The organism is Mediterraneibacter sp. HA8405 (assembly GCF_056148955.1).
Map to the genome: position 1 here is coordinate 765828 of NZ_CM148758.1, position 24764 is coordinate 790591.

General features: G+C 47.9%; 14 protein-coding genes. All 14 read left to right on the forward strand.

Features of this window, described 5'->3' with window-relative positions; genetic code table 11:
- Nucleotides 1-8 precede the first annotated feature (8 nt).
- Nucleotides 9-1049 (forward strand): hypothetical protein, encoded by a 1041-nt coding sequence (locus AC0QUU_RS03535; RefSeq protein ID WP_474544622.1) that lies wholly within the window; start codon nt 9-11, stop codon nt 1047-1049.
- A gap of 24 nt (nt 1050-1073) precedes the next feature.
- Nucleotides 1074-1655, forward strand: coding sequence for a YARHG domain-containing protein (locus AC0QUU_RS03540; RefSeq protein WP_474544624.1), 582 nt, complete (start codon nt 1074-1076; stop codon nt 1653-1655).
- Nucleotides 1656-1672: 17 nt separating this feature from the next.
- Nucleotides 1673-3148 (forward strand): zinc ribbon domain-containing protein, encoded by a 1476-nt coding sequence (locus AC0QUU_RS03545; protein WP_474544626.1) that lies wholly within the window; start codon nt 1673-1675, stop codon nt 3146-3148.
- Nucleotides 3149-3602: 454 nt separating this feature from the next.
- Entirely contained in the window at nt 3603-10487 is a 6885-nt protein-coding gene (locus AC0QUU_RS03550) for a DUF5695 domain-containing protein (RefSeq protein ID WP_474544627.1), read from the forward strand.
- A 296-nt stretch (nt 10488-10783) separates the two neighbouring features.
- Entirely contained in the window at nt 10784-11866 is a 1083-nt protein-coding gene (locus tag AC0QUU_RS03555) for a LacI family DNA-binding transcriptional regulator (protein ID WP_474544628.1), read from the forward strand.
- 281 nt (nt 11867-12147) lie between these two features.
- Nucleotides 12148-14100, forward strand: coding sequence for a glycoside hydrolase family 127 protein (locus AC0QUU_RS03560; protein WP_474544629.1), 1953 nt, complete (start codon nt 12148-12150; stop codon nt 14098-14100).
- A 13-nt stretch (nt 14101-14113) separates the two neighbouring features.
- On the forward strand, nt 14114-15013 hold the full coding sequence (locus tag AC0QUU_RS03565; protein WP_474544630.1) for a carbohydrate ABC transporter permease: 900 nt from the start codon (nt 14114-14116) through the stop codon (nt 15011-15013).
- 53 nt (nt 15014-15066) lie between these two features.
- On the forward strand, nt 15067-15858 hold the full coding sequence (locus AC0QUU_RS03570; protein WP_474545512.1) for a carbohydrate ABC transporter permease: 792 nt from the start codon (nt 15067-15069) through the stop codon (nt 15856-15858).
- Between the two features lie 130 nt (nt 15859-15988).
- A complete protein-coding gene (gene arfA, locus AC0QUU_RS03575; RefSeq protein WP_474544632.1) occupies nt 15989-17500 on the forward strand; it encodes an arabinosylfuranosidase ArfA in 1512 nt (503 codons plus the stop codon).
- Nucleotides 17501-17674: 174 nt separating this feature from the next.
- Complete coding sequence (locus AC0QUU_RS03580; RefSeq protein WP_474544634.1) at nt 17675-19012, forward strand: ABC transporter substrate-binding protein; 1338 nt, start codon at nt 17675-17677, stop codon at nt 19010-19012.
- A gap of 317 nt (nt 19013-19329) precedes the next feature.
- Nucleotides 19330-22602, forward strand: a complete 3273-nt coding sequence (locus AC0QUU_RS03585) for a UvrD-helicase domain-containing protein (RefSeq protein WP_474545513.1) — start codon at nt 19330-19332, stop codon at nt 22600-22602.
- Nucleotides 22603-22735: 133 nt separating this feature from the next.
- Complete coding sequence (locus AC0QUU_RS03590; RefSeq protein WP_474544636.1) at nt 22736-23563, forward strand: CvfB family protein; 828 nt, start codon at nt 22736-22738, stop codon at nt 23561-23563.
- 88 nt (nt 23564-23651) lie between these two features.
- Nucleotides 23652-24272 carry a LamG-like jellyroll fold domain-containing protein gene (locus AC0QUU_RS03595; RefSeq protein WP_474544637.1) on the forward strand — a complete coding sequence of 207 codons (621 nt, stop codon included), beginning with the start codon at nt 23652-23654 and terminating at the stop codon, nt 24270-24272.
- 181 nt (nt 24273-24453) lie between these two features.
- Entirely contained in the window at nt 24454-24693 is a 240-nt protein-coding gene (locus AC0QUU_RS03600; RefSeq protein WP_474544639.1) for a polya polymerase, read from the forward strand.
- Nucleotides 24694-24764: the final 71 nt, after the last annotated feature.

Genomic DNA, 24764 nt, shown 5'->3' on the forward strand with positions numbered 1-24764 from the left:
AGAGAATCATGGCAAGATTTTGTACAAAATGTGGAAGACCATTGAAGGAAGGAGAAGTCTGCAACTGTACGGCCCAGAATGCGGGCGGCGCGCAGAATGCAGGGGTATCCCAGGGTCAGCCGGGAGGCCGGCAGAATTATCAGCAGGGCCAGCCGGGGAGCCGGCAGAATTACCAGCAGGGTCAGCCGGGGGGGCAGCAGTACTACCAGCAGGGTCAGCCGGGAGGCCAGCAGTATTACCAGCAGGGCCAGCCGGGAGGCCAGCAGTACTACCAGCAGGGTCAGCCGGGAGGCCAGCAGTATTACCAGCAGGGTCAGCCGGGAGGCCAGCAGTACTACCAGCAGGGCCAGCCGGGAGGCCAGCAGAATTATCAGCAGGGTCCTACAAAAGAAATGGAGTGGCTGAACAAACGGAAGGACGAGTTTGTATCCGGAACAAAGAATATGTTTTCCGAGATAATACCTATTTTGAAAGCTCCTGTAAGCAGAATCAGAGAACTTTCCGCATCTAACAGCGCTGCGGTCGGGATTGAGTTTATTGTAGCCAAGACCGTTGTATTTCTCGTTGTAGTACTTATTGCAATGGCTATTATTGCAGGAAAAATAGAGAGCGCAAGTCACGGATATGCAGAGGTGGATATGCCGTATTTCCGCATGATTATGGTGATTCTGATTTTGACGGCAGGCATTGATTTCCTGGAAGCGGTTATAATGAAAGCGCTTACCGGAGCATTTGGAGGAAGAACAAGTGTAAATACAATGATTAATGTAATAGGTGCAAGAGCAATCTATGACACTGTTGTATTTTTGATTGTAATAATTCTGGGACTTATGGCAGTTGAAGTGGCGTTTGTAGCATTTTTGCTCCTTTCTCCGATCAGTACTTTTATACAGTTTGCTGTTTATCAGGGCTGTGTACAGCAGATGAATGAAAACAGGAAACCATATGCATATTTTATAGCAAAACTGTGTATGTCTATTATAAGCGCGCTTGTTGTATATCTTTTAGCCAGAAGCTTCATCACCGCGCTTATAAGTGAGATTGGGTAATTTGTTTAGAAAAGAGCGACCAATATGAAAAATAATGAAAAAAAATCATCCCCCGGCTGGCTGATCGCGGCGATTGCGGCAGGTGTGGCGGACGTGATACTGCTTGTACTCCTGATCGCTGCTTTTGTGCTTCCGGAATTCGGAGGCGCAGACATTACGGCGGATGTTCCGAAAGATTTTACTGCCAATGCAGATACATATACTGATATTGAGTACGATTCAGAGTACAGTTCAGATGCGTCAGTTAATTTCTCGGGCGGAAGTCTGAAGGAGTCATCAGGCGGATCAGAGACAACTGATGATGAAGACGGCATGTACAGTGGTTTTGTGTTCCCGGACAGCGACAAAGTCCTTCTGACAGACGACAGGATCAGTGAGACTGTAACAGACGCAGATACATGCAGAAGAGCAATCAATGAGATTTATGCCCGCCATGGATATGAATTTACCATGCAGGAAAATATTGATTTCTTTAATCAGTATGACTGGTACAAAAACATGGATAAAGAGTCGGATATGGAAAAGGTATCAGCACAGTTTTCCAAAACCGAAAAATCAAATGTCGATAAGCTTCTTGAGTTTGAAGACGCGAATGGCTGGAATTAGGAAAGGCGGGTGAAAAGATGTTTTGTCCAAATTGTGGTGCCCAAAATGACGATGCAGATCTTTTCTGTGCGGCATGCGGAACGCCCTTAAGAGAAGTTGAAGCGCCGGAAGAACCGGAATTTCAGGAATATGAGACACCCGGGCAGCCGTCCGATGGAGAACAGCCATGGCAGAGTCAGCCGTCCGGCGGAGAGCCGTCATGGCAGGGGCAGCCTTCCGATGGAGGGCAGCCGTGGCAGGGGCAGCCTGCAGACGGAGGAACGTCATGGCAGCAGGGCTATGGAGGAAATGCCTATCAGGGTCAGCCGGCAGGAGCGGCGTCAAAACAGACGGCACAGAGAAAACCTCTTCCAAAGCTTATGTTTGTGGTTATAGCAGAGGCTGTAGCGGCAATTGCGTTGATTATAGGTCTGGTAATGGTGATGGGAAAAAGATTCTCTCCGGAGACAGTCGCGCTGAATTACTGGGAAGCATCTATGAATCATGAGTGGGGAAAGGCATACGATTACTGCAGTTTTCCCGACAGCGATCTTTTGAGCAGGCAGATGTATGTAAACGCAAACGCCAATAATGATGAAATCATAGACTATGAGTCAGTAAAAGTTATTGATACAGTACAGCAGGCGCAGGATGAACTCAGTGATCTGAACTCCCTCCTGGGAGATTATGTTTCTGATGAAACAGATGAGACGCTGAATAATGATGACATGAAGTATTACGTGATCGAATACCGTGTGAAAGGAAGTTCGGAAAAGAGTTACAGCTATCTGACTGTGGCAAAGACAAGCGGAAAGCAGTTCCTGTTCTGGGATGACTGGAAAGTAACTTCCTCCGACAGCTGGGCTCAGGATGTGCAGATTACAATTCCAGAAAGTGCGGAAATGACTTTGAACGGAACCGAAGTGGACAGCTCAGGCGCTGAAGTGGATGACGGAATGAAGACAATCACTATTCCGTATCTGTTTACAGGCGAGTATCAGATGTCAGTTACAGAAGAAGGCATGATGGATTATAATCGTCTTCTTGAGGTTTCCAGTTATGGTATTGATGAGTCGTATATTACACTGATCCCGTCACAGGAGACAGTAGATCAGGTGGCTGCTCAGGCCGGTGATGACATTAAGCTGATTATGGAAAGCGCTCTTCAGGGAAAAGACTTCAGCGAAATAGAAAGCTGCTTTACAGAGCAGGCTCTCGATGAAGGCTATGTGAAAGATGATTATGAAAGTCTTGTAGAAGGACTGGCAGGCGATGGAGAGACAAGCGGAGTCATCTCCCTGCAGCTTAATAATATTAATGCAGAGCTCAGCTCACAGCCGGACGCCGGAAGTATTGATCTGTATATTACAATGGATAAAAAAGAAACCTACCGGCGGTACTGGAGCGATGATCCGGGAGAAAGCAATTATGAAATGACAAAGTATCTGACTTACGAAAAAGACGGAGATGAATGGAAACTGTCATATCTTCCGGTTTCATCATATGACTTTTAAGTGAATACAACAGAAGAGGCAAAACAGGAATGGAGAAATCTGTTCCTGTTTTTTTTTGCTTTGGAAAAATGACAGGAGAATCCGTTCATCGGACAGCAGACCTGGAAATTAAAAATAAGAATTGTGCATATTCACTAATATTAAACGTTTAATTTCTATTTGCATATATAATAAATACATGATATTATTCTAAATAAATATAAAGTGGAGAGGGTGTGGTGTAGAAGAGGCGATAAAGTTTATGGACAGGGTGTAAGAGAGAAGCAAAAGCCTTAAAATAATATAAAACGTTTAACTAACGGCGGTCATGCTTCAAAACTATACTCTGCAGGCTGATACAGGGTTCTTTTGTCACAGGAAAGAAGTCTGCGGAAGCCAGTAACTAAAGGGCAGGCATTAGTGTACAGAGGCGTTCTTAAGTACACTGAAGCCACAGGCAGAAAGGAAAAAAGTTATGAAAAAAGGACGTTTGGTGAGGAGAAGAGGTATTTCTCTTGTTCTGTCCGCAGCCATGGTGGCAACCACACTGTCGGTAATTCCGGCGGCAAAGGCTGAGGCGGCGCCTTCATCCGATGAGATCTCCAATAGCAGTCTTACGGCTGGGATCGGGGATCTGGGCCAGATTTCATCTCTGACGATTAACAATAACAGGCAGAACAGCTATGGTCAGGATGTAAATTTTGTGCTTCCCAATGATTCGGCACAGCAGAACAACACGGCTCATCAGTGGATGGGAGAGATGATCTTTTCCTACAGAACAAGTGAGGACGGAACTTTCCCGGAGGACACAAGCGGATTTGTTGAAGTAGACACAAACCGGACTCTGGCTGCGGGCGGTTCCACTACGTATTCGGACGCTTCCGAGAATCTGGAGTCCAATCCTTACATTGAGAAGAATGTTGAGGATGACAGGGTTGAAGTCACCTTTAAGGGACAGGATCTGGATTCTACAGACGAGCGTACAATGAAGGGATTCGATGTACAGTCCGTTTTTGACATGGGCACAGACGACGGTTCCCTGCTCTGGTCAATTACACTGGAAAATACAAGCGATCAGTACATTGAATTCGGCGATGTAGGACTTCCGATGCCGTGGAATAACAAGTACGCGAATATCAGCGATACATATAATAATCGCATGACAGTACATACCTTTGCAGGTGCGGACAGTGGATATGCCTATGCGATCCGTACCAGCGGTGAAGGAAACTACATGATGTTTACTCCGGTACCGGAGACCGGCGCGAGAATTGAGTACATCGATCAGTGGATCGGAAGTACCGGCGGCGGAATGAATGGTGTACAGGGAACCCGTAACGGCGATCTGTATGCAAACTGGACAAGTGATACCGGTGGCTGGTTCCCGGGACTGCAGGTGTATTATATTCACTCAAAAGATATCCAGAAGACGGGCCGCGGATACTTTACAGATGCGACAAGCCTTGTGCTGGAGCCGGGCGAGAGCAAGACATACTCATTCAAGTTTTCGGCAGTTCGGGCGGGAGACAACTCACCTCAGGACAGTGCGGAGGACCCGAACAATGCGTCAGATTCTGTAGAAGAGCGTGAGAACAATCAGCGTTCTATCCTGTATGATTCAGGAATGATCGACGCAGTTGCAGTACCCGGATTCCAGACAGCGATCAATATGCCGACAAAGCTGGATCTGCACTATGATCCCAGCAGGATCACAGATGTTAATGTAGAGATTCAGTGTGTGCATGAGAATGATCCCTGGGATGAAGAACACATTCCGGAACAGGTGGACGGAATGGTAAATAACTCCCGTACGACAGAGCATTCGGATACAGATTCCGCTACATATGTGAGTTCAACAGAAGTTGACGGAGAATGGCACAACATCTATGAACTGAATTTCGGATGTATCGGAAACAACAGCGTGCGTGTGGAGTATAAGCTGGACGGCGAAGAGAAATTTACACAGTTCGAGTTCAACGTACTGGAAGAGCTGGACGCGACAATCGAAGCGCACTCTGATTTCATGGTAAATGAAACACAGGACAATGATCCGGACAGCGCTACATATGGTATCTACAGCGACTGGTATCTTTCAAGCGGAAAAGACGCAACCCAGAGAACACACTGGGGCGATGATTGGAGCCACGATAACATTAACTTCATGACAATGAAGAACTATCTGGATCCGGAACCGGAAGAGGTAGAGTCCATTGAAAAATATCTGATCGACTTCATGTGGAATACTTACATGAAGAACACGCAGGATGACTATATAGTGGCAAACTATCTGAGCGCATCCGGTGCGTACAGCGATACAAGTTCGCCATATACGAGAACATTCTCCGAGATGATGGAGGCCACAGGATTCTTCAATATGTACCGGATCGAAAAGGCATATCCGGATCTGATTGATTACCGTGAGCCTGCAGAATGGTATCTGGAGAAGGCATACAACATTTACAACAAACGCGTGGGAGCCGGCGCGGTCGGCTTTTACGGAGAGCAGCAGGTGCCCCAGATTATCGAGGCGCTTCGTGAGGAAGGCATGACGGAAGAAGCGGACACCCTTCAGGAACAGTTCGCTCTGACTAAAGGAACTATTATGGCTACCGCAGATTATCCTTACGGCTCAGAGTTTGAGTATGATAATACAGGTGAAGAGGGTGCTTACGCTGCAGCAAACGCGCTGATCGAATATTATCCGGACAGCGAGTATGTAGATGACGCTCTTAACAATATGGAAAGAGCAGAGTGGAAGACACGTGCAATGCGTGGTATCCAGCCCACATGGTATTATTATGCAGATCCGGTATTCCGGGGCGGCGAGAGCTGGTGGAATTTCCAGTATACGGCGTCACTTGCGGGATCCATCATGGACGACTGGCTGCGTTACCAGGACAACGGCTGGGATACAGATTCCAGCGCATGGGCACAGCGTGTAAACTATGCCGCGAAACTTTCCAACTTCAACGCAATTAATATGGGACAGATTTCCGCAGATTCTGTAGGAGCTGTAAGCTGGAGATACACAGCATCAAAAGGCGGTCAGGGAGCACAGAATGTAAATGACGGCGGAACCCGTGTTATGAACAACGGCTGGAACGATTTCTCAGGTGAGAGTGAAGAAGGACTTTACGGATCATTGCTGAGAATCAGTGCTGACGTAACAACAGATCCGGTATTCGGTCTGACAGGCTACGGCGCGGAAGTATCCAAGGACGGAACCCGCTATACCGTTACTCCGCTGGACGGAATCGGAAAGAGAATCAACATTATCGATGACAAAATATATGTAGAACTGGAACAGGATTCCTGCACAACAGCTGTAATTGATGAGAGCGGCAATTATATTGATCTGACTGTAAGCAATACAACAGGTACCGGACATCTGTCAAAGATTACATTAAGCGGCGCGGGCATTGAAGACGGCTACTACAGTGTGAAAGTAAACGGAGAAGAAGGCGAGCAGTGCTATGTATCAGGAAACGAGGGCATAGCATATGCAGTTATTCCGGCAGGCGAATCCGCAACAATTACTATTGAAAAGATGGATGGCGGAGAGAATCAGGCTCCGAAGATTTATTCCCTTGAAGCGGATGAAGAGCCTCAGGCTCTGGTACCGTTCCGCGTGGAAGCATCTGCTTATGATGACGGAGCTCCGGACGGAACTCTGACATACAGCTGGGAAGTTACAGACGCGCCGGAAGGCGGAGAGCTTACATTTGACGCTGATAACAAACCGTTTGCTGAAGCGACAGCATCTCTTGACGGACAGTACACAGTAGCACTGACAGTAAGCGACGGCGAGCTGAGTGTTACGGAAGATCTGGTAATCAATGTAGGAACAGCTCCGGAGAAGAGCGCGCCGGTCATTGATGAAGCGACAGCAGTACAGAATCCGACAAATACCACAGTGGCTGAGCTGAGCGGTTCCGCTACAGGAGATTCTACTTATGGAAATGAACTGGAATATGCATGGAGTATTGTGGACCAGCCGGAAGGCGGCAACGCAGTGCTTGCAAATGCAGACCAGCCGGATGCGATGCTGAAAGCATATGCACCTGGAACTTATACGGTACGGCTTACTGTAACAGACAGAAAGTCAACTGTTTACGATGAAGATGTATCTTCCTACGAAGATGTAACATTTGAAATGACCGGAAATGTAGACGGCATTGAGCGTGCCGGAACTGTGATCACACAGGTGGGAACAGCGCCGACGCTTCCAGAGACACTTGAGGTGATTCATCCGGACGGCACAATTCAGGACAGCAGTATTACATGGGATGAAATCGCTGAAGACAGCTATGCTGAAAAAGGAAACTTTACAGTAGGCGGAACTGTAGACGGTACAGAGATGCGCGTAGAAGTGACAGTTATGGTTGCAGAAGGGGAAGCGACAAACATTGCTCTGATCGCAGAACCAAGCGCTATCATTGACACTCCATGGGATCTGGGCGGCGTGGCAGGCCTGAATGACGGCTACGATCCTGCAAGCTCCAGAGATACTTCTCACGGCGTATGGCACAACTGGCTCGGTGAGCAGGGATCAGACGCATGGGTACAGTATGACTGGGATTCTGAAGTTACAATCTATCAGTCCAACGCATACTACTATACAGACGGAAACTTTGTTCCGGCAGAAGTGTGGTATGAGTATAAGGATGCAAACGGAGAGTGGCGTCCGCTTCCGAATGTACAGGGATGCGGTACAGAACTGAACCAGTATAATGTAACAACCTTCGACCCCGTAATCACAACATCGATCCGTATGAATATGTCACCCAGAACACTGGGCTGCGGCGTGATCGAATGGCAGGTTATGGGATATGCGGATAATGTAATTGATAAGACACAATTAAGACGTGTGATTGACAGCGCAAATAATCTGGATCTGTCACTGTTTGACGCAAGCGAGGAGCAGCTCGCCGAACTGCAGGCTGCCATTGATGAAGCACAGAGAATCAGCGACAGCAGTGATACGACACAGGAAGAAGTAGACGCAGCAGCGGCAAAACTTGCAAATCTGATTCTGTCACTTCCGACAGCAGACGGAAATCTGGCATACAGCGCAAGTGTAGCTACCAGCTTTGTATCCTCCTGGGAGAATCTGAGTGCGGTAAATGACGGAGCGATTCCGGAGAATTCATACAATCCGTCTATGTCCAGATACGGTTCCTGGGGCAATGCAAGCGCTTATGAGACAGTTACCTATACATGGAACTCTGAGGTAACTCTGAACGGAGCGGATATCTACTTCTGGTACGATGGTACGGAGGGAGATTATACAAGCGGCGGAATTCAGGTTCCCAGCGAGTATTATTACGAGTATCTTGACAGTGAAGGAAACTGGCAGCCGGTAGAAAACGCATCTGCATACGATACTGCGATGGACGGCTACAATAACACCACATTCGATGAAGTAACCACGACAGCAATCCGCGTTACGATGATGAAACAGGCTAACGACGGCAACGGCGTGGGCATCATGGAATGGAAAGTATACGGCACTGTAGCGCCGATACCGGAGGAAAAGACTAATATTGCTCCGCTGGCCGCTGTATCCGGCATCTGCAACTATGACGGCCAGGACGGCAGACCTTATGACCAGGGCGGTCTTCCGAAGATGAATGATGAGATCGAACCTGCATCATCCAGCGATCTGTCAAACGGCGCATGGATCAACTGGAACGACCGTTACGATGCTGACGGTAATATTCAGAACGCATGGGTTGCCTATACATGGGATGAACCGATGATCCTGGACAGCACGGATGTATATTACTTTACGGACAACGGAGGACATCAGATGCCGGAATCTGTGACATTCGAGTATCTGAATGACGACGGAGAATGGGTAGAGCTTACAGACGTTACACCGGGATGCGAGGCAGACCAGTACAACACAACAGAGCTTGGAAGCATCCGCACAACAGCGCTTCGCATGACAATGGAACCGCAGTTCTTAAATGACAACGATCCGGCATGCGGTGTAGGTGTTATTGAGTGGAAAGTATATGGAACTGCTGCAGGCGGAGAAGAAGAACCGGTTGTTAAAGACGCTCTGAACGCGGCAATCGATGAAGCAGAGAAACGTGTGGAAACAGATTATACGGCAGATTCCTGGGCGAATTTCGCAAGAGCTCTTGAAAATGCGAAAACTGTGGCAGCGGATGAGAACGCAGACCAGACAGCAGTTGACGAGGCAACAGCTCTTCTGAATGAAGCAATGGCAGCACTTGTGGCAGCAGAACCGGAACCGCCGGCAGATGTGGACAGAGAGGCTCTTGAGGCCCTGATTAAAGAGGCTGAGGGATACAACCGCACAGACTACACAGAAGAATCCTGGGCAGTATTCGCGGAAGCGCTTACAAATGCGTACAGTGTTGATCAGAATGTTGAGGCAACACAGGATGACGTAGACAAGGCGGCGGAAGCACTGCAGGCAGCGATCGACGGACTGGAAGAAGTTCACGCAGATGTAAATCTTGAGGAGATTCGAGCTCTGATTGATGAAGCTCTGCAGATTCAGAACGACGGTTATACAACGGAGAGCTGGGACGCGCTGCAGAATGCGCTTGTAAATGCCGCTCTGGCAGTAAGTGATCCCGATGTAACTCAGGAGCAGATCGATCAGCTGGCAGCAGCCCTTAGAGACGCTATCGACGCTCTTGAGGAGGCAAAAGAGGAAGCTGATCTTGACGCAATCAATGCTCTGATCGATGTGGCTCAGAAACTCAACGAGTCCGACTATACGGCAGACAGCTGGAAAGCACTGGAGGATGCGCTTGCAGACGCAGTTGCAGCAGCGGAAGATGCAGAGTCTACACAGGCTCAGATCGATAAAGCGGCGGCAGCCCTTGTTGATGCAATCACAGGTCTTAAAGCAGCAGAGCCGGCTGAGGAAGTAAACCTTGCGGCAATTAACGCTCTGATCAATGTGGCACAGAGACTTGATAAGGACAATTACACAGCAGAGAGCTGGAACGCGCTGCAGGATGCGCTTGCGGCAGCACTCGCGGCGGCAGAAGACCCGGAAGCAACACAGGATCAGATTGACAAAGCGGCGGCAGCGCTCGGAGATGCAATTGTGGCTCTTGAGATTGCCCAGCCGGGAGAAGATCCAGGAGAAGAACCGGGAGAAAACCCGAACGACAAGCCGGGACAGACACCGGACGGAAATAACGGGTCAGGCAACGGTGAGAACGGAAATTCCGGATCAGGCGCAGACGGAGAGCAGAATAACGAAGCAGCTGTACAGACTGGAGACAACAGTCCGATTATGGTATACGGTGTGCTTGTTGTAATTGCGGCGGCAGGAATTATCTGCATTATTGGCATGAGAAAGCGCCGCAGATAAAAACGGCGATGTTCGTGAAATGACGCGCTCTGTTAAGTAAGAGGGAAAACCGCATCGGCAGTTGACACTGCGGTGCGGTTTTCTTCATAAAAGGAATACTGTTCATGTGTGGTTTCGAGAGAACCGTATACGGAGGCTCCGAACAGAGGTGTACGGCGGATCCGGTTGAAAAATTGAGACGATTGAAAAGCCGCAAAACATTGAAAAATATGTAAAAAATATGTTATTCTATACGCAGAATGCAGGAAAATTATGGCTTGAGAAAAGTTTATCATTGTTATTGAAGGAGAACAGAAATGGTAACAATTAAAGAGATTGCGCAGAAATGTGGTGTTTCGATCGCGACAGTATCTAATATATTAAACGGCAAGCCAAATGCAAGTGAGGCAACAAAAGCGAGAGTATTAAAGGCAGTAGATGAGTTGAATTACACGCCGAACAGCATTGCCAAAAATCTGAAACTGAAAAAAAGTCAGGCGATAGGGGTTGTGGCGGAAGACCTGACAGTCTTCTGTACGCCGGGAATTATAGATGGAATTACAAAGTGTTGTGAAGAGAGGGGCTATCACGTTCTGCTGACTAATCTTCGTCTGTACAGGAAATATCAGGACGCTTATTATGCAAATGACAATTTTGTCAAAATTGTGGATAAAGAGATAAGGGAACTGCTGTCTAAGCAGGTAGACGGCATTGTCTATGTAACTTCACATGAGCGGATTTTGAAAAAGTCTCTCCCGGAGCATCTTCCGGTGCCGGCAAGCATGGCTTATGGATACAGCAAGTCAGACGAGTATCCGTCTGTTGCGGTGGATGATAAGAACGGAGCATATACACTGATCCGCTATCTGATCGACCGGGGCCATAAGTCTATTGGAGTGATTACCGGTAAGGAAGAGAGTATTCATACCCTTGACCGACTCAGAGGTTATCAGAAGGCCCTGTATGATCAGAAGATTTTTTTTGATCCGGATATCGTAGTACAGGGAGACTGGAAAAGAGAAAGCGGATATAATAATACGGATTACCTGCTCTCAAAAGGAGTTACCGCCATTTTCTGTATGAATGACATTATGGCCGGGGGTGTTTACGACAGGCTTGAAGAGAGGGGAGTCCTGCCCGGACGGGATATCTCCGTTGTAGGGTTTGATAACCGTGATCTTTCAAATTATTATAAACCGCCTCTTACAACAATTGCTCTTCCGCTCAGTGATATCGGTTATACGGCATGTAAGATGGTTATTGATATGATCGAGAAAAAAGAGCGGGGAGACTCCGGAAAGACAGCCGGCAGTCCCTGGGAAATCCATGAGGCCTGCAGTCTTCTTATCAGAAACTCGGTAGTAGATCTGAAAGGAACCGGAGAAAAAGCTGAGACGTAAAACGGTTTGTAACAGGAAGCATTTTACAATAAAATATGCTGTCAAAGTAAAACAGTTAAATTTCAAAAATAAGTGCACAAAAATCCAAAATGGAATTTGTGCACTTATTATAATATTAAACGATATATATAGGGTTTTATTGACAAAACATGCTGCCTATGATATAAGAATAGACAGAAGAAAGGTGATTACGCAGAGATTTATAGAGGATGCACGCGGCGTAATTATTTTTTTGCCAAATTCGTTAAACGTTTAATAAAAAGAGGGATGGAAGGAGAATTATGAAAAAGGCAGCGAATTCAAGTATTTCTCTGAAGGATATTCATATTACGGATAACTTCTGGAGAAAGTACATCAAATTGGTCAAAGACGTGATTATTCCATACCAGTGGGATATTCTCAACGATAAGTTAGAGGGGGTGGAGACAAGCCATTGCATTGAGAATTTCAGAATTGCCGCAGGAGAAAGTCAGGGCGAGTACTACGGCGCTGTATTCCAGGATACAGATGTGGCGAAATGGCTGGAAGCAGTGGGATTTGTACTGAATTATGAAAGAGACGAGGGCCTGGAGAGACTGGCGGATGAGACGATTGATCTGATCGGGCGTGCCCAGCAGCCGGACGGATATCTGAATACATATTTTACAATCAAAGAGCCGGAAATGCGCTGGTCCAACCTGATGGAAGGACATGAGCTGTATACGGCGGGCCATATGATTGAGGCGGCAGTGGCATATTACGAATCTACAGGAAAGAAAAGATTCCTTGAAATTGTATGCCGGTTCGCGGATCTGATCTGCAGAACATTCGGTACAGGAGAAGATCAGATACACGGATATCCGGGCCATCAGGAAATTGAGCTGGCACTTGTGAAACTGTACAGGGTTACAGGAAAGAAAGCATATCTTGAGACCGCAAAATATTTTATTGACGCCCGGGGCGTGGGAGAAAATTATTTTCTCCGGGAGACAAAATCTGAAAAATACAAGCTTATTATGCCTGAATTCGCGAACTATGACCCGGTGTATTCACAGTCGGATATTCCGGTACGCGAGCAGCAGAAGGCGGAAGGACATGCTGTCAGGGCAGTATATATGTATACGGCGATGGCGGATCTGTCCTGTGAATATAACGATGCGTCTCTGTTCGCGGCCTGTGAAAGACTGTGGAACAATATTGTAAGTAAACAGATGTATATAACAGGCGGGATCGGATCGTCCGGGATACTGGAACGTTTTACAACGGACTATGATCTGCCAAACGATTCCAACTATTCGGAAAGCTGCGCATCTATCGGACTTGCCATGTTCGGGAAGAGAATGGCTGATATTACAAAAGACGCGGCATATATGGATACTGTAGAAAGGGCCCTGTACAACACAGTGCTTTCCGGAATCGCCATGGACGGAAAGAGCTTTTTCTACGTCAATCCGCTGGAGGTCTGGCCTCCGAACTGTATGCCGAAGACATCAAAAGAACACGTTAAGGCAGTACGTCAGACATGGTACGGAGTAGCATGCTGTCCGACAAATATTGCGCGGACACTGGCGTCTCTCGGACAGTATATATATTTTCAGGAGAAGGACAGGATTTATACAAATCTCTACATATCCAACCAGGCAGAAGTGGAAATAAACGGAACCGCTTTTACCCTGGAACTGAAAGGGGATTTCCCGTGGAAAAACCAGATGAAGTTCCATGTTAAAGGCGAGAAAAGCGGACATGCTTCATTTTATTTCCGTATTCCCTCATATGCGCGTCAGTTCAAGATCCGCAGAGACGGCCGGAACGTAGACTTTACGGTCGAAAACGGATACGCAAAAGTAGAAGGAGACTTTCAGGAAGCATGCCTGGATATTTCTTTCGAGGCGCCGGCACAGTTTGTCCATGCCAATCCGCAGGTGCGTGCCGATTCGGGGAAAACAGCTCTGGTGAAAGGTCCTCTTGTCTACTGCCTGGAGGAGACTGACAACGGCTCCAATCTGGCGTCTGCGTTTATTCAGTCAGATCAGGAGATACAGGAGGTGTATGAGAAAAAGCTTCTCGGAGGCTGTATGGTTCTCAAAGTTCCCGGAAAGAAGATATCCGAGGAAGACTGGGACGGACAGACTCTGTACAGGAGGGGAGGCCCGCCTGTCCTTGGGGAGACGGAACTGACATTTATTCCTTACGGTTATTGGGGAAACCGTGAAAAGGGAGAGATGCTCGTCTGGATCAAAGAATTATTGAGATAGGAGGAGAGAGGAAATGAAAAAAATTTTGTATTCCAAGAAGGCGGCGCCCTATGTATTTATTCTTCCATTTGTTCTGACTTTCGCCGTGTTCTGGCTTGTACCGCTGATCAAGTCGGGAATTATGAGTACGCAGAAGATTCTGCCCGGGCAGGAAACATTTATCGCGGCAGATAACTTTATACGTCTTTTCAGCGACCGTATCTTTATGATTGCGGTAGCGAACAGCTTTAAATACATGATATTTACGCTGATTCTGCTGATCCCGATCCCCATGGTTCTGGCCTGCCTGGTCAATTCGAAGCTGGTCAGAGGAAAAATCAAGGGTGTTTTTAAGGCGTCATTGTTTATTCCGGCCCTGACTTCTGTAGTTGTAGCAGGTACCATTTTCCGGCTGATGTTCGGCGAGATGGACACGGCGCTTATGAATCAGTTTATCGGACTGTTTGGCATGGAACCTGTCAAATGGCTGAAAGGAGCTGCTACAGGATTTATTGCGCTGCTGACGCTTGCCTGCTGGCGCTGGTGGGGAGTCAACATGATGTATTTCCTGTCCGGCCTGCAGAGCATCCCCGAAGATTATTATGAAGCGGCTTCCATTGACGGAGCTACGACCTGGCAGAAATTTATTAAGATTACAATTCCGCAGCTTAAGCCAACGTTTGTGTACGTACTTACAATCAGTATTTACGGCGGCCTGGCAATGTTCAATGAAAGCTACATGCTGTATCAGGGCAACAATTCTCCGAACAATATCGGCCTGACAATCGTCGGATACCTTTATCGTCAGGGAATAGAGAAAAACGATATGGGCTACGCGAGTGCCGTCGGCGTAGTGCTGCTTGTTATCGTTCTTGCGATCAATATTACGCAGCTTGTCGCTACGGGTACATTTAAGAAGGAGGACGATAAATAATGAAGACAAACAAAAGTGGAAAACTGATTGTTAAAATATTTATGATCCTTCTCATGGTAGTGGTCGGGCTTATGATCCTGCTTCCGTTCTGGGCGATATTTATCGGAACCTTCCAGGAAGGAAATATGCTGGTACGGTACGGACTGAATCTGTCGATTGATTTATCAGCAGCCAATTTTGACAATTGGATTATGCTCTTTACGGATTCAGGCGACTACTTTACGTGGTTTTTTAACAGTGTGTTCCTGACTGTGCTGCAGGTTGTGGGAACTTTGCTGATCAGCGCGTTTGTCGCATACGGATTTGCGGCGTATGAATTCCGGTTTAAGAACTTTTTCTTCGTAATCGTGCTGCTGATCATGTCCGTGCCGTTTGAGATGCTGATGCTTCCTCTTTATGTACAGATTAACGACATGGGACTTTCAGACAGTTATGCAGCTGTGCTTCTTCCGTTCCTGGCAAACGCTATGACAATCTTCTTCTTCCGTCAGTATCTGGTAGGAATGCCCAAGGAGATTATTGAAGCGGGAAGAATTGACGGCGCTACGGAATACGGAATTTTCTTTAAACTGATTATGCCGATTATGAAGCCTTCCTTTGCCGCCATGGCAATTCTGAACGGTATGAACAGCTGGAACAATTTCCTCTGGCCGCTGCTTGTGCTGCGTTCCAGCGATAAATATACGCTTCCGATCGGACTGAACACACTGGTTACACCGTACGGGAACAACTACGATCTTTTGATTGTCGGCTCATTTTTCTCGGTACTGCCGATCCTGATCCTGTTCCTGTGCTTCCAGAAATACTTTATCGAAGGTATGACAGCCGGCGCTGTAAAAGGCTGATGCCATGACAGCCTGAGCCGGATTATGATTATTGGCCGCTGCGCGGCCCGGAAAGGAAAACGCCGCCGCTTTCTGATGCGGGGGAAACCGCACAGAGAGCGGCGGAACAACAGGAGGTATATAAACAAATATGAGAAAAGCAAAAATGATTGTAGACAAAGCGTTTAAAATAGCGCCTGTAGATAAAAGAATTTACGGATCTTTTATCGAGCATCTTGGAAGGGCAGTGTACGGCGGCATCTATCAGCCGGGACATCCCTCTGCGGATGAGGACGGGTTCCGGAAAGATGTCATTGAACTTGTAAAAGAACTGGAAGTGCCGATTATCCGGTATCCAGGTGGGAATTTTGTGTCTAATTTCTTCTGGGAAGACAGCGTGGGTCCCTTAAGTGAAAGAAAACCGAGACTGGAACTGGCCTGGAGAAGCCTGGAACCGAACACATTCGGCCTGGGAGAGTTTGCAAAGTGGACGAAAAAAGTCGGAGCCGATACGATGATGGCGGTTAATCTTGGAACAAGGGGAACAGCCGACGCATGTAATCTGCTGGAATACTGCAATCACCCGTCAGGTACAAAGTACAGCGACCTGAGAATCAGCCACGGCGTAAAAGATCCGTATAATATCAAACTCTGGTGTCTGGGAAATGAGATGGACGGAGAGTGGCAGCTGGGCAGAAAAACAATGGACGAGTACGGACGGCTTGCTGAGGAAACCGCAAAAGCCATGAAGCTGATTGATCCCACAATCGAGCTTGTCTCCTGTGGAAGCTCATATATGGAAATGCCTACCTTTCCCCAGTGGGAGGCAACGACTCTGGAGTACGACTATGATTATGTGGATTATATTTCCCTGCATCAGTATTATGGCAATCCGGAGAATAATACGGCGGACTATCTCGCAAGATCTGAAGATATGGATGCTTTTATCCGTACAGTTATAGCTGCCTGCGACTTTGTGAAAGCGAAAAAGCGCAGCAAAAAAACAATCAACTTAAGTTTTGACGAGTGGAATGTATGGTTCCATTCCAAAGATGAAGAAATCGATATTACGACCAACCATCCGTGGCAGACTGCGCCTCATCTTCTGGAAGATCACTACAATTTCGAAGACGCGCTTATGGTAGGGCTGATGATGATTACTCTGCTCCGCCATGCGGACAGAGTGAAGATTGCGTGTCTTGCCCAGCTGGTTAATGTAATTGCTCCTGTGATGACGGAAGAAGACGGACCCGCCTGGAGACAGACAATCTATTATCCGTTTCTGCACGCTTCAAAATACGGACGCGGTACAGTGCTGGAGCTTCTGACAGACAGCGGGGTACATTCCACCAAAGAACACGGCGAAGTCAGTGACATTGTCAGCGTAGCTGTTTTTAACGAGGAAAAGGAAGAAGTGACGATCTTCGCCGTAAACCGCAATCTGGAAGAGGATGTGGCTCTGACAGTGGATGTAAGAAGTTTCGAAGGATATGAGGCGGAGGAGCAGATTATCCTTGCGTGCGATGATCTGAAAGCGGAAAACAACGCAGCCGGAGAAAAGGTGTTCCCGATTCAGAAAGCCTGTGGAAAGATTGAAGAAGGCTACCTGACGACCGTGCTGGGAAAAGCTTCCTGGAATGTGATTCGGTTCAAAAAACATTAAACGTATTATATAATACAAATACTATGCGACATGCATAAAAAAACGAGATAAAAATAGTGCATAACAGACAAAATTGATAATAATGTCTGAAAAAGTGTTTACAAAGCAGCTGGTGTATGATATATCTATAGAAAACAAGTAAAACGTTTAATAAAACGAAAGGGAGGAAAACACATGAAGAAGAAAAAAATAGTTGCGTTGCTTCTTGGAACGGCAATGATCGTTGGAAGTCTTGCAGGCTGCGGCGGAGGCGGCAGTGACAGCTCAGACGAGCCGAAGAAGACGGCAGACGGCGCTACAGAGCTGGAATTTTGGACATTCACAGAGATCCACGGTGATTTCTATGAAACAATGGCTGAGAAATGGAATGAGGCCAACCCGGACAAGAAAGTAAGCATTAACGTAAACGTTATGCCTTACGACGATATGCACAACAAACTGCAGATCGCACTCAACGATGGTGAAGGGACACCGGATTTTGTAGATATCGAGCAGGGTAAGTTCGCTAACTTTACACAGGGAACACCGGCTCTGATGGATCTGACAGAGGCTGCAAGCCAGTATACAGCTGACGGAAGCATCGTTCAGTCCCGTCTGGATCTTTACAGCAAAGACGGAGCTCTTTACGGACTTCCGACTCACGTAGGAGCTACAGTTGCATTCTACAACACAGAACTTCTTCAGGCAGCGGGAATTGATTATACGACAATCGAGACATGGGACGACTTCAAAGAAGCAGGAAGCAAGTACTATGAAGCTACAGGAAAATATCTGGGAACAGCTGATACAAGCGCTCTGTGGACAGAGAACCTGCTGATGGCTGAACTTGGCGGAGAGTATACAGACGGAGATACTGTAACGGTAAACAGTGATCAGATGGTTGAAGCTATGACAATTCTCAAAGACCTCTACGATGCACACGCAATCGGAACAGTGCCGGGAGGAAATCCGGACAAGGAAGAGGCTTACGGCGCGTTTAACAACGGCGACTTCGCATGCGCGATTATGCCGATGTGGCAGATGTCAAGATACACAAGCTATATGCCGGATCTGTCCGGAAAGATTGCTATCGCAGTAGCTCCGCAGCTTGAGAGCGGACAGAAAGTATCTGTCGGCGGCGGCGGAACAGGTACGGCCGTAGTTGCAGACAAGCCCAGTTCAGATCTTGCGGCTGAGTTCCTTGCATACGCAAAACTTTCTGAAGAAGGAAATATTGAGATCTGGAACATGCTTGGATTCGATCCCTGCAATACGACAGTATGGGATAATGAAGAAGTGACAAATAACCCGGATAACCAGTATGTACAGTACTTTGTAAACAATCCGTTTGATGTCCTGAAAGAAATCAGAGAGAGCATTGTTGGTCTGGATTCACACGCTTCATCCTCTTATCCGTCCATCAATAATATGTTCACGACTGTAACATTGAACGATATCTTTGAAAATGGTGTAGATGTGAAGACAGCTCTGGATCAGGCGCAGACTGACCTGCAGAATGAGCTGGGACAGTAAGGACTGAAATGCCATTAACGCACAGACGGTGAATCAGACGCTGAGAGCAGAGCTTCACCGGTCTGAGGGGAAAATAGTAACGATTACATAAACATAAATCCGCAGAACTGCCATTGCATGGCGCGGCGCATATGAAAATATGAGCTGACGCAGGCAGGTTCTGCGGATTTCTGCGTTTTTACAAAAAGTGTGAAACATGCTAAAATAGATAAAATTACTGAAACGGCGCGGCGGCCGGAACTGCAGCGGACCATTATTTCGCTGCCGGCTGCCTGGGCAGGTCAGAAACAGGATTTACGGATAAGAAGGTGACAGAATTGTACATTGCAGATCTGCATATTCATTCCCGGTATTCCAGGGCTACCAGCAAAGACTGTACTCCGGAACATCTGGATCTTTGGGCACGGCGCAAGGGAATTCATATTGTGGGAACCGGAGATTTTACTCATCCGGCCTGGCGGCAGGAGCTGGAGGAAAAACTGGAGCCTGCCGGGGAGGGAATGTACGTACTGAAAGATGAATATCGTATCAGGGACGGGCATGTCCCCGGAGAGAGTATCCCGCGTTTTGTTATTACCGGGGAGATCAGTTCAATTTATAAGAAAAATGATAAGGTGAGAAAGGTGCACAGCCTTATTCTGCTTCCGGGCCTGGAAGATGCGGAACGGATATCTGTGAAGCTGGAACAGATCGGAAACATTCATTCTGACGGGCGCCCGATTCTGGGACTGGACTGTCGTGATCTGCTGGAAATTGTACTGGAGCTGTGCCCTTCCGCAGTGTATGTCCCCGCACATATCTGGACGCCTCATTTTTCTCTCTTCGGCGCGTTTTCCGGCTTTAATACAGTAGAGGAATGTTTTGAGGATCTGACGCCCTATATCCATGCCATGGAGACGGGACTGTCCTCGGATCCGCCTATGAACTGGCGGGTATCCTCTCTCGACCGGTATCAGCTGATCTCCAATTCGGATGCTCATTCTCCGGCAAAACTGGGGAGAGAGGCAAATCTCCTGGACTGCCCCATGTCCTATGAAGGACTGGCCCGGGCTATCCAGACAGGCAGGGGGCTTTACGGAACCATAGAGTTCTTCCCGGAAGAAGGCAAGTATCATATGGACGGGCACCGGAAATGTAACCTTTGTCTGACACCTTCTGAAACAATGAAGTATAACGGCAAATGTCCCGTGTGCGGCAGAAAACTGACTATAGGTGTTTCACACCGTGTGGAAGAGCTGGCGGACCGCGAAGAAGGATATATCCGGGAAGGGGCGAAAGCATTTGAAAGTCTTGTGCCTCTTCCGGAAGTAATCGGCGCTTCTGTGGGCAGCTCCGGGGCCTCTAAAAAAGTTCAGAAAGAATATGAAAAAATGCTCGAGGAACTGGGCGCGGAATTTGAGATTCTGAGAAATCTGCCGCTGGAGGATATACGGCGGGTGTCCGGCGGAAGGATCGCGGAAGGAATCCGCAGGCTCCGGCAGGGAGAAGTGGAACGGATTCCGGGATTTGACGGGGAATATGGGGTTATCCGGCTCTTCTGCGACGACGAACTGAATAATATGGAGGGGCAGATGGATTTCTTCAGCCTGCTGGGAGATCTGACAGCTGACAGGAGCAAATCAGAAAAAGACGAACACGCTATACGGTCGATAAACACCGGAACAGCCCCATGTAACGGCGGAGAGACAGAAATATCCGCGGAACAGCCGGCAGCGCGGCAGGAGAAAGCGAAACTGGGCGCGCGGACCGCGCTGAATCCGGAACAGGAGCGCGCAGTTACTTCTGTGGCGGCTAAAATTGCCGTAAAAGCCGGCCCGGGAACCGGAAAAACAAAAACACTGACATCCAGGCTTCAGTATCTTCTGGAAAACCGCCGGGTCAGTCCTTCTGAGATTACCGCGGTAACGTTTACCAATCAGGCTGCAGAGGAGATGCGTCAGCGGCTTGGGAAGGCGGCAGGGAAGAAACGGGGAGTCCGTGCGGTTCAGATCGGGACTTTTCATGCGATATGTCTGGAATTTCTGAAAGATCAGGAGGCGGAGTTCAGCCTGGCGGGAGAAGGGGAACTGAAGCATCTGGCATCTCTGGCTTCCGCGGAAACAGGAATGACCGAAAGTGTTAAGGAATTCCTGGAAAAGGTATCCGCGCGGAAGTCGGGCGCCGCGGATGCCGGGAAGGCAGCCGGCGGTACGGATCCTGTCTGGGAACGGACATTTGAAAACTATGAGAAGCGGAAGAAGGAACAGAAACTGTATGATTTTGACGATCTGCTTCTTTGCGCCGCGAAACAGTTTGAACAGGGAAATGTGCCGGAGAAGTGGAAAAAACGGTTCCGGTATCTTCTGGTGGACGAGTTTCAGGACATTAATCCGGCCCAGCAGCGTCTGATCCGCATCTGGAGCCGGTCGGGCAGAGAACTTTTCGTAATCGGGGATCCGGATCAGGCGATTTACGGTTTCCGGGGCGCGGATCCGTTCTGCTTTGAACGGCTGGCTGCGGAAAACAGTGATCTGGAAATGATACGGCTGAAGGAAAATTACCGCTCTTCACCACAGATTATCCATGCGGCAGCTGCTCTTTGGGAGAACCGGAAAAGGAGAAATACCGACACGCCTGATTCGCAGGCGGGCTTTTCCACAGTAACAGAGCACAGGGCGGATCTGCATCCCAATTGCCCGGATAATCTTCCGGTTCGGCTGGTAAAAGCGGGGAGCCCTATGGGAGAGGCTGTATTTATTGCGAAAGAAATCAACCGGATGGCCGGAGGAATCGGGATGCTGGAGGCACATCAGGCGGTGTGGAAGGACGGAGAACGTACAGTGCGCGGCTTTGGCGACATTGCAGTTCTCTGCCGTACTCATCGTCAGGCAGATCTGATCGAAAAGTGCCTTCAGAAAGAAAGTATTCCCTATATCCGGGCGGGGAGAGAAGAATTTCTGGAAGATGAAACCGTACAGGGCAGCCTGTCGTTTTTCCGGTACCTGGAAAACCCGGCTGATACAGGCGCGGCGCAGGAGAGTGCCGCCTCAGTCTGGAAGCTGGAATGGAATCCTGTGACAGAAGCAATTCTGTCCACAGCGGCGGAAACATTCTGCCCCTTATATAAGAAGAAAAAGCCGGTAAAATTTGTAGAAGAATGGATAAAGGAAATGCATCTTGAGGCATGTGAGCCTATGCGGAAACTCCTTCAGATGACAGTATTCTGCGGCAGTATGACGGAGTTTATGAACATGCTCGCACTTGGCGCGGAGGGGGACCTGAAAAGGTCGCCGAACAGACGGCATATGGCGGAAGCGGTTACAATTATGACGCTCCATGGCTCCAAAGGCCTGGAATTTCCGGCGGTCTTTATCTATGGAGTGAACCAGGGCAGCATTCCTCTGGAAAATAAAAATCATCCGGAGGACCCGGAAGAAGAGCGCAGGCTGTTCTATGTGGGAATGACCCGGGCGAAAGAAGAGCTTGTTCTGACCACGTCGGGCGAACCTTCGGACTTTTTGCGCGGACTTGACGACAATCTGATTCAGAAAGAAAACGCAGAAAAAAAGAAGGAAGAGGCCTGTCATCAGATGAGTCTTTTTGAACTGTGAGGAAACCGGAGGAAATACCTGAAGGAAAACCAGAGAGAATAACGTGGATTTGATTGACATTCCGGTTTCCATAGTATACGATAGCGGAAGCAGAGGCAGCGTGAGGATGCGCTGCCCAAAAGGAGACGAAGGTATGAAATTAGGAGAAAAACAAGTATTAACAGTTGTCAAAGTAGTGGATTTCGGGGTGTATCTGGGGGATGATACGCAGCGAGTGCTTCTTCCGAAGAAGCAGGTGCCGGAAGGGATTGAACCGGGAGATCCTGTGGAGGTCTTTCTTTATAAGGATTCTTCGGACCGCCTGATCGCTACAACAAATGAACCGAAGCTGACGCTGGGAAAGCTGGCGGTGCTTGATGTTGTAGATGTGGGCAGAGTCGGCGCGTTCCTGGACTGGGGGCTTGAAAAGGACCTCCTGCTTCCATTCAGGGAGCAGACTTCCAGGGTGGCGAAGGGAGACAGATGTCTGGTCAGTCTCTATATTGATAAGAGTCAGCGGCTCTGCGCGACTATGCGGATTTATTCTCTGCTGCGCACAGATTCCCCGTACAAAAGAAATGATATGGTAAAAGGAACCGTCTATGAGATAAACAGAGAATACGGCGCCTTTGTAGCCGTTGACAATCAGTTTTCGGCTCTGATTCCGCGGAGTGAAATGTCAGGCCGCCTGGAAGCCGGTCAGGAGATCGAAGCAAGGGTAACCGCGGTTAAAACGGATGGAAAACTGGACCTGAGTATCCGGGGAAGAATTCCTGAGCAGATGGACACGGACGCACAGATGATTCTGAAAAAACTTGAGGCAAACGGCGGCATGCTGCCGTTTACAGACAAATCTGATCCGGAGGAAATCAGGCAGGAATTCGGAGTCAGCAAGGCGGCGTTCAAAAGAGGCGTAGGAAGGCTTCTGAAACAGGGGAAAATCAGGATCGCCGAAACAGAGGGAAAAATATTTAAAATCTGATATTTATTCGCATAGGCAGCAAGAATCAAAGCCGTCGGTCAGGGGTGACCGGCGGCTTTGTGCGCGATACGCCCGGCAGGCGGCCGTTATGCTTACATGGACGGATATCTCCGGATACTATCTTCGGCTGAAAGAGAAAAAAATCATATATGCAGCAAGACAGATATTAAAAACTCTCAAAAAAGGAGCCTGTTTTGGAAAAAACAGAAAGAAACGATCTGAAGCGAAAAAAATAAAAGAAACTGAAGTAAATATTACTCTGGAAAACGGAAACACAATCCATCTGAAACAGACAACGGATTATCCGGAAACTGATGAGATTGTTCTGGAAGTGACAGATGCTTCGGCAGCTACAGTACTTAATATCCGTGTGCCGGACTGGGTAAAAGATCCGGCAGTTAAGATTAACGGTGAAGCTGTTGACGCAGTGACAGCCGGAAGTTATATTGCCGTAACCGTAAATGCCGGAGACAGAATTGAGATCACGTATCCTTCTGAACTGACATGGGTCGAGGGCGACAGTTCTCAGATCAATGCCGGCGCCATACTTCAGACAGGGCAGTGGCAGCATCTTGCTGTAGTTATAAACGGCGTGACTGCGTCCTTATATCTGAATGGTGAAGAAGTCGGCACAGCATCTGATTTCCAGGTTCCGTTATTTTTCTTAACTCATGGAACGGAAACAGAATTCCCTGTCCCCCTCTTCTGAATCCGTCTTATAAAAACTTCTTTGTCCTCTGTTTTCCTTTTTCGATACCGGAAGTTCACTTCGACAAATCCGAAATTAAACTTGCAATCCCCGGGAAATAGGGTATAATAAGCAATAGGAGTGCGGATACAGCATTCCTGGGAGTAACCGTAATGTGAAGCTTCATTAAGGAGGAGAGAAAATGAAAGTTCAGAATATATCAGACATCGAAGGATTTTTTAAAGTAGTTGATTCCTGCAAAGGTAAGGTTGAGCTTGTTACAGGCGAGGGAGACAGACTGAACCTGAAGTCAAAGCTTTCTCAGTATGTGTCCATGGCGAATATTTTTTCAAACGGAGAGATTCCGGAGCTGGAAGTGATCGCATATGAGCCGGAAGATACAGATAAGCTGATCAACTTTATGATGCACGGAGGAAAATAAGGTTATCAGGGCCGACCTGGAACCGAATCATATTCCTCTGACAGGAGGATGTGAAACAAGAGTGATGCAGA

Bases quoted from the DNA above. Each gene is read 5' to 3' on its own strand.
- AC0QUU_RS03565 (WP_474544630.1), top strand. From the start codon at position 14,114: ATGAAAAAAATTTTGTATTCCAAGAAGGCGGCGCCCTATGTATTTATT.
- AC0QUU_RS03550 (WP_474544627.1), top strand. From the start codon at position 3,603: ATGAAAAAAGGACGTTTGGTGAGGAGAAGAGGTATTTCTCTTGTTCTG.
- AC0QUU_RS03535 (WP_474544622.1), top strand. From the start codon at position 9: ATGGCAAGATTTTGTACAAAATGTGGAAGACCATTGAAGGAAGGAGAA.
- AC0QUU_RS03570 (WP_474545512.1), top strand. From the start codon at position 15,067: ATGGTAGTGGTCGGGCTTATGATCCTGCTTCCGTTCTGGGCGATATTT.
- AC0QUU_RS03545 (WP_474544626.1), top strand. From the start codon at position 1,673: ATGTTTTGTCCAAATTGTGGTGCCCAAAATGACGATGCAGATCTTTTC.
- AC0QUU_RS03590 (WP_474544636.1), top strand. From the start codon at position 22,736: ATGAAATTAGGAGAAAAACAAGTATTAACAGTTGTCAAAGTAGTGGAT.
- AC0QUU_RS03580 (WP_474544634.1), top strand. From the start codon at position 17,675: ATGAAGAAGAAAAAAATAGTTGCGTTGCTTCTTGGAACGGCAATGATC.
- AC0QUU_RS03540 (WP_474544624.1), top strand. From the start codon at position 1,074: ATGAAAAATAATGAAAAAAAATCATCCCCCGGCTGGCTGATCGCGGCG.
- AC0QUU_RS03555 (WP_474544628.1), top strand. From the start codon at position 10,784: ATGGTAACAATTAAAGAGATTGCGCAGAAATGTGGTGTTTCGATCGCG.
- arfA (WP_474544632.1), top strand. From the start codon at position 15,989: ATGAGAAAAGCAAAAATGATTGTAGACAAAGCGTTTAAAATAGCGCCT.
- AC0QUU_RS03600 (WP_474544639.1), top strand. From the start codon at position 24,454: ATGAAAGTTCAGAATATATCAGACATCGAAGGATTTTTTAAAGTAGTT.
- AC0QUU_RS03560 (WP_474544629.1), top strand. From the start codon at position 12,148: ATGAAAAAGGCAGCGAATTCAAGTATTTCTCTGAAGGATATTCATATT.
- AC0QUU_RS03595 (WP_474544637.1), top strand. From the start codon at position 23,652: ATGCTTACATGGACGGATATCTCCGGATACTATCTTCGGCTGAAAGAG.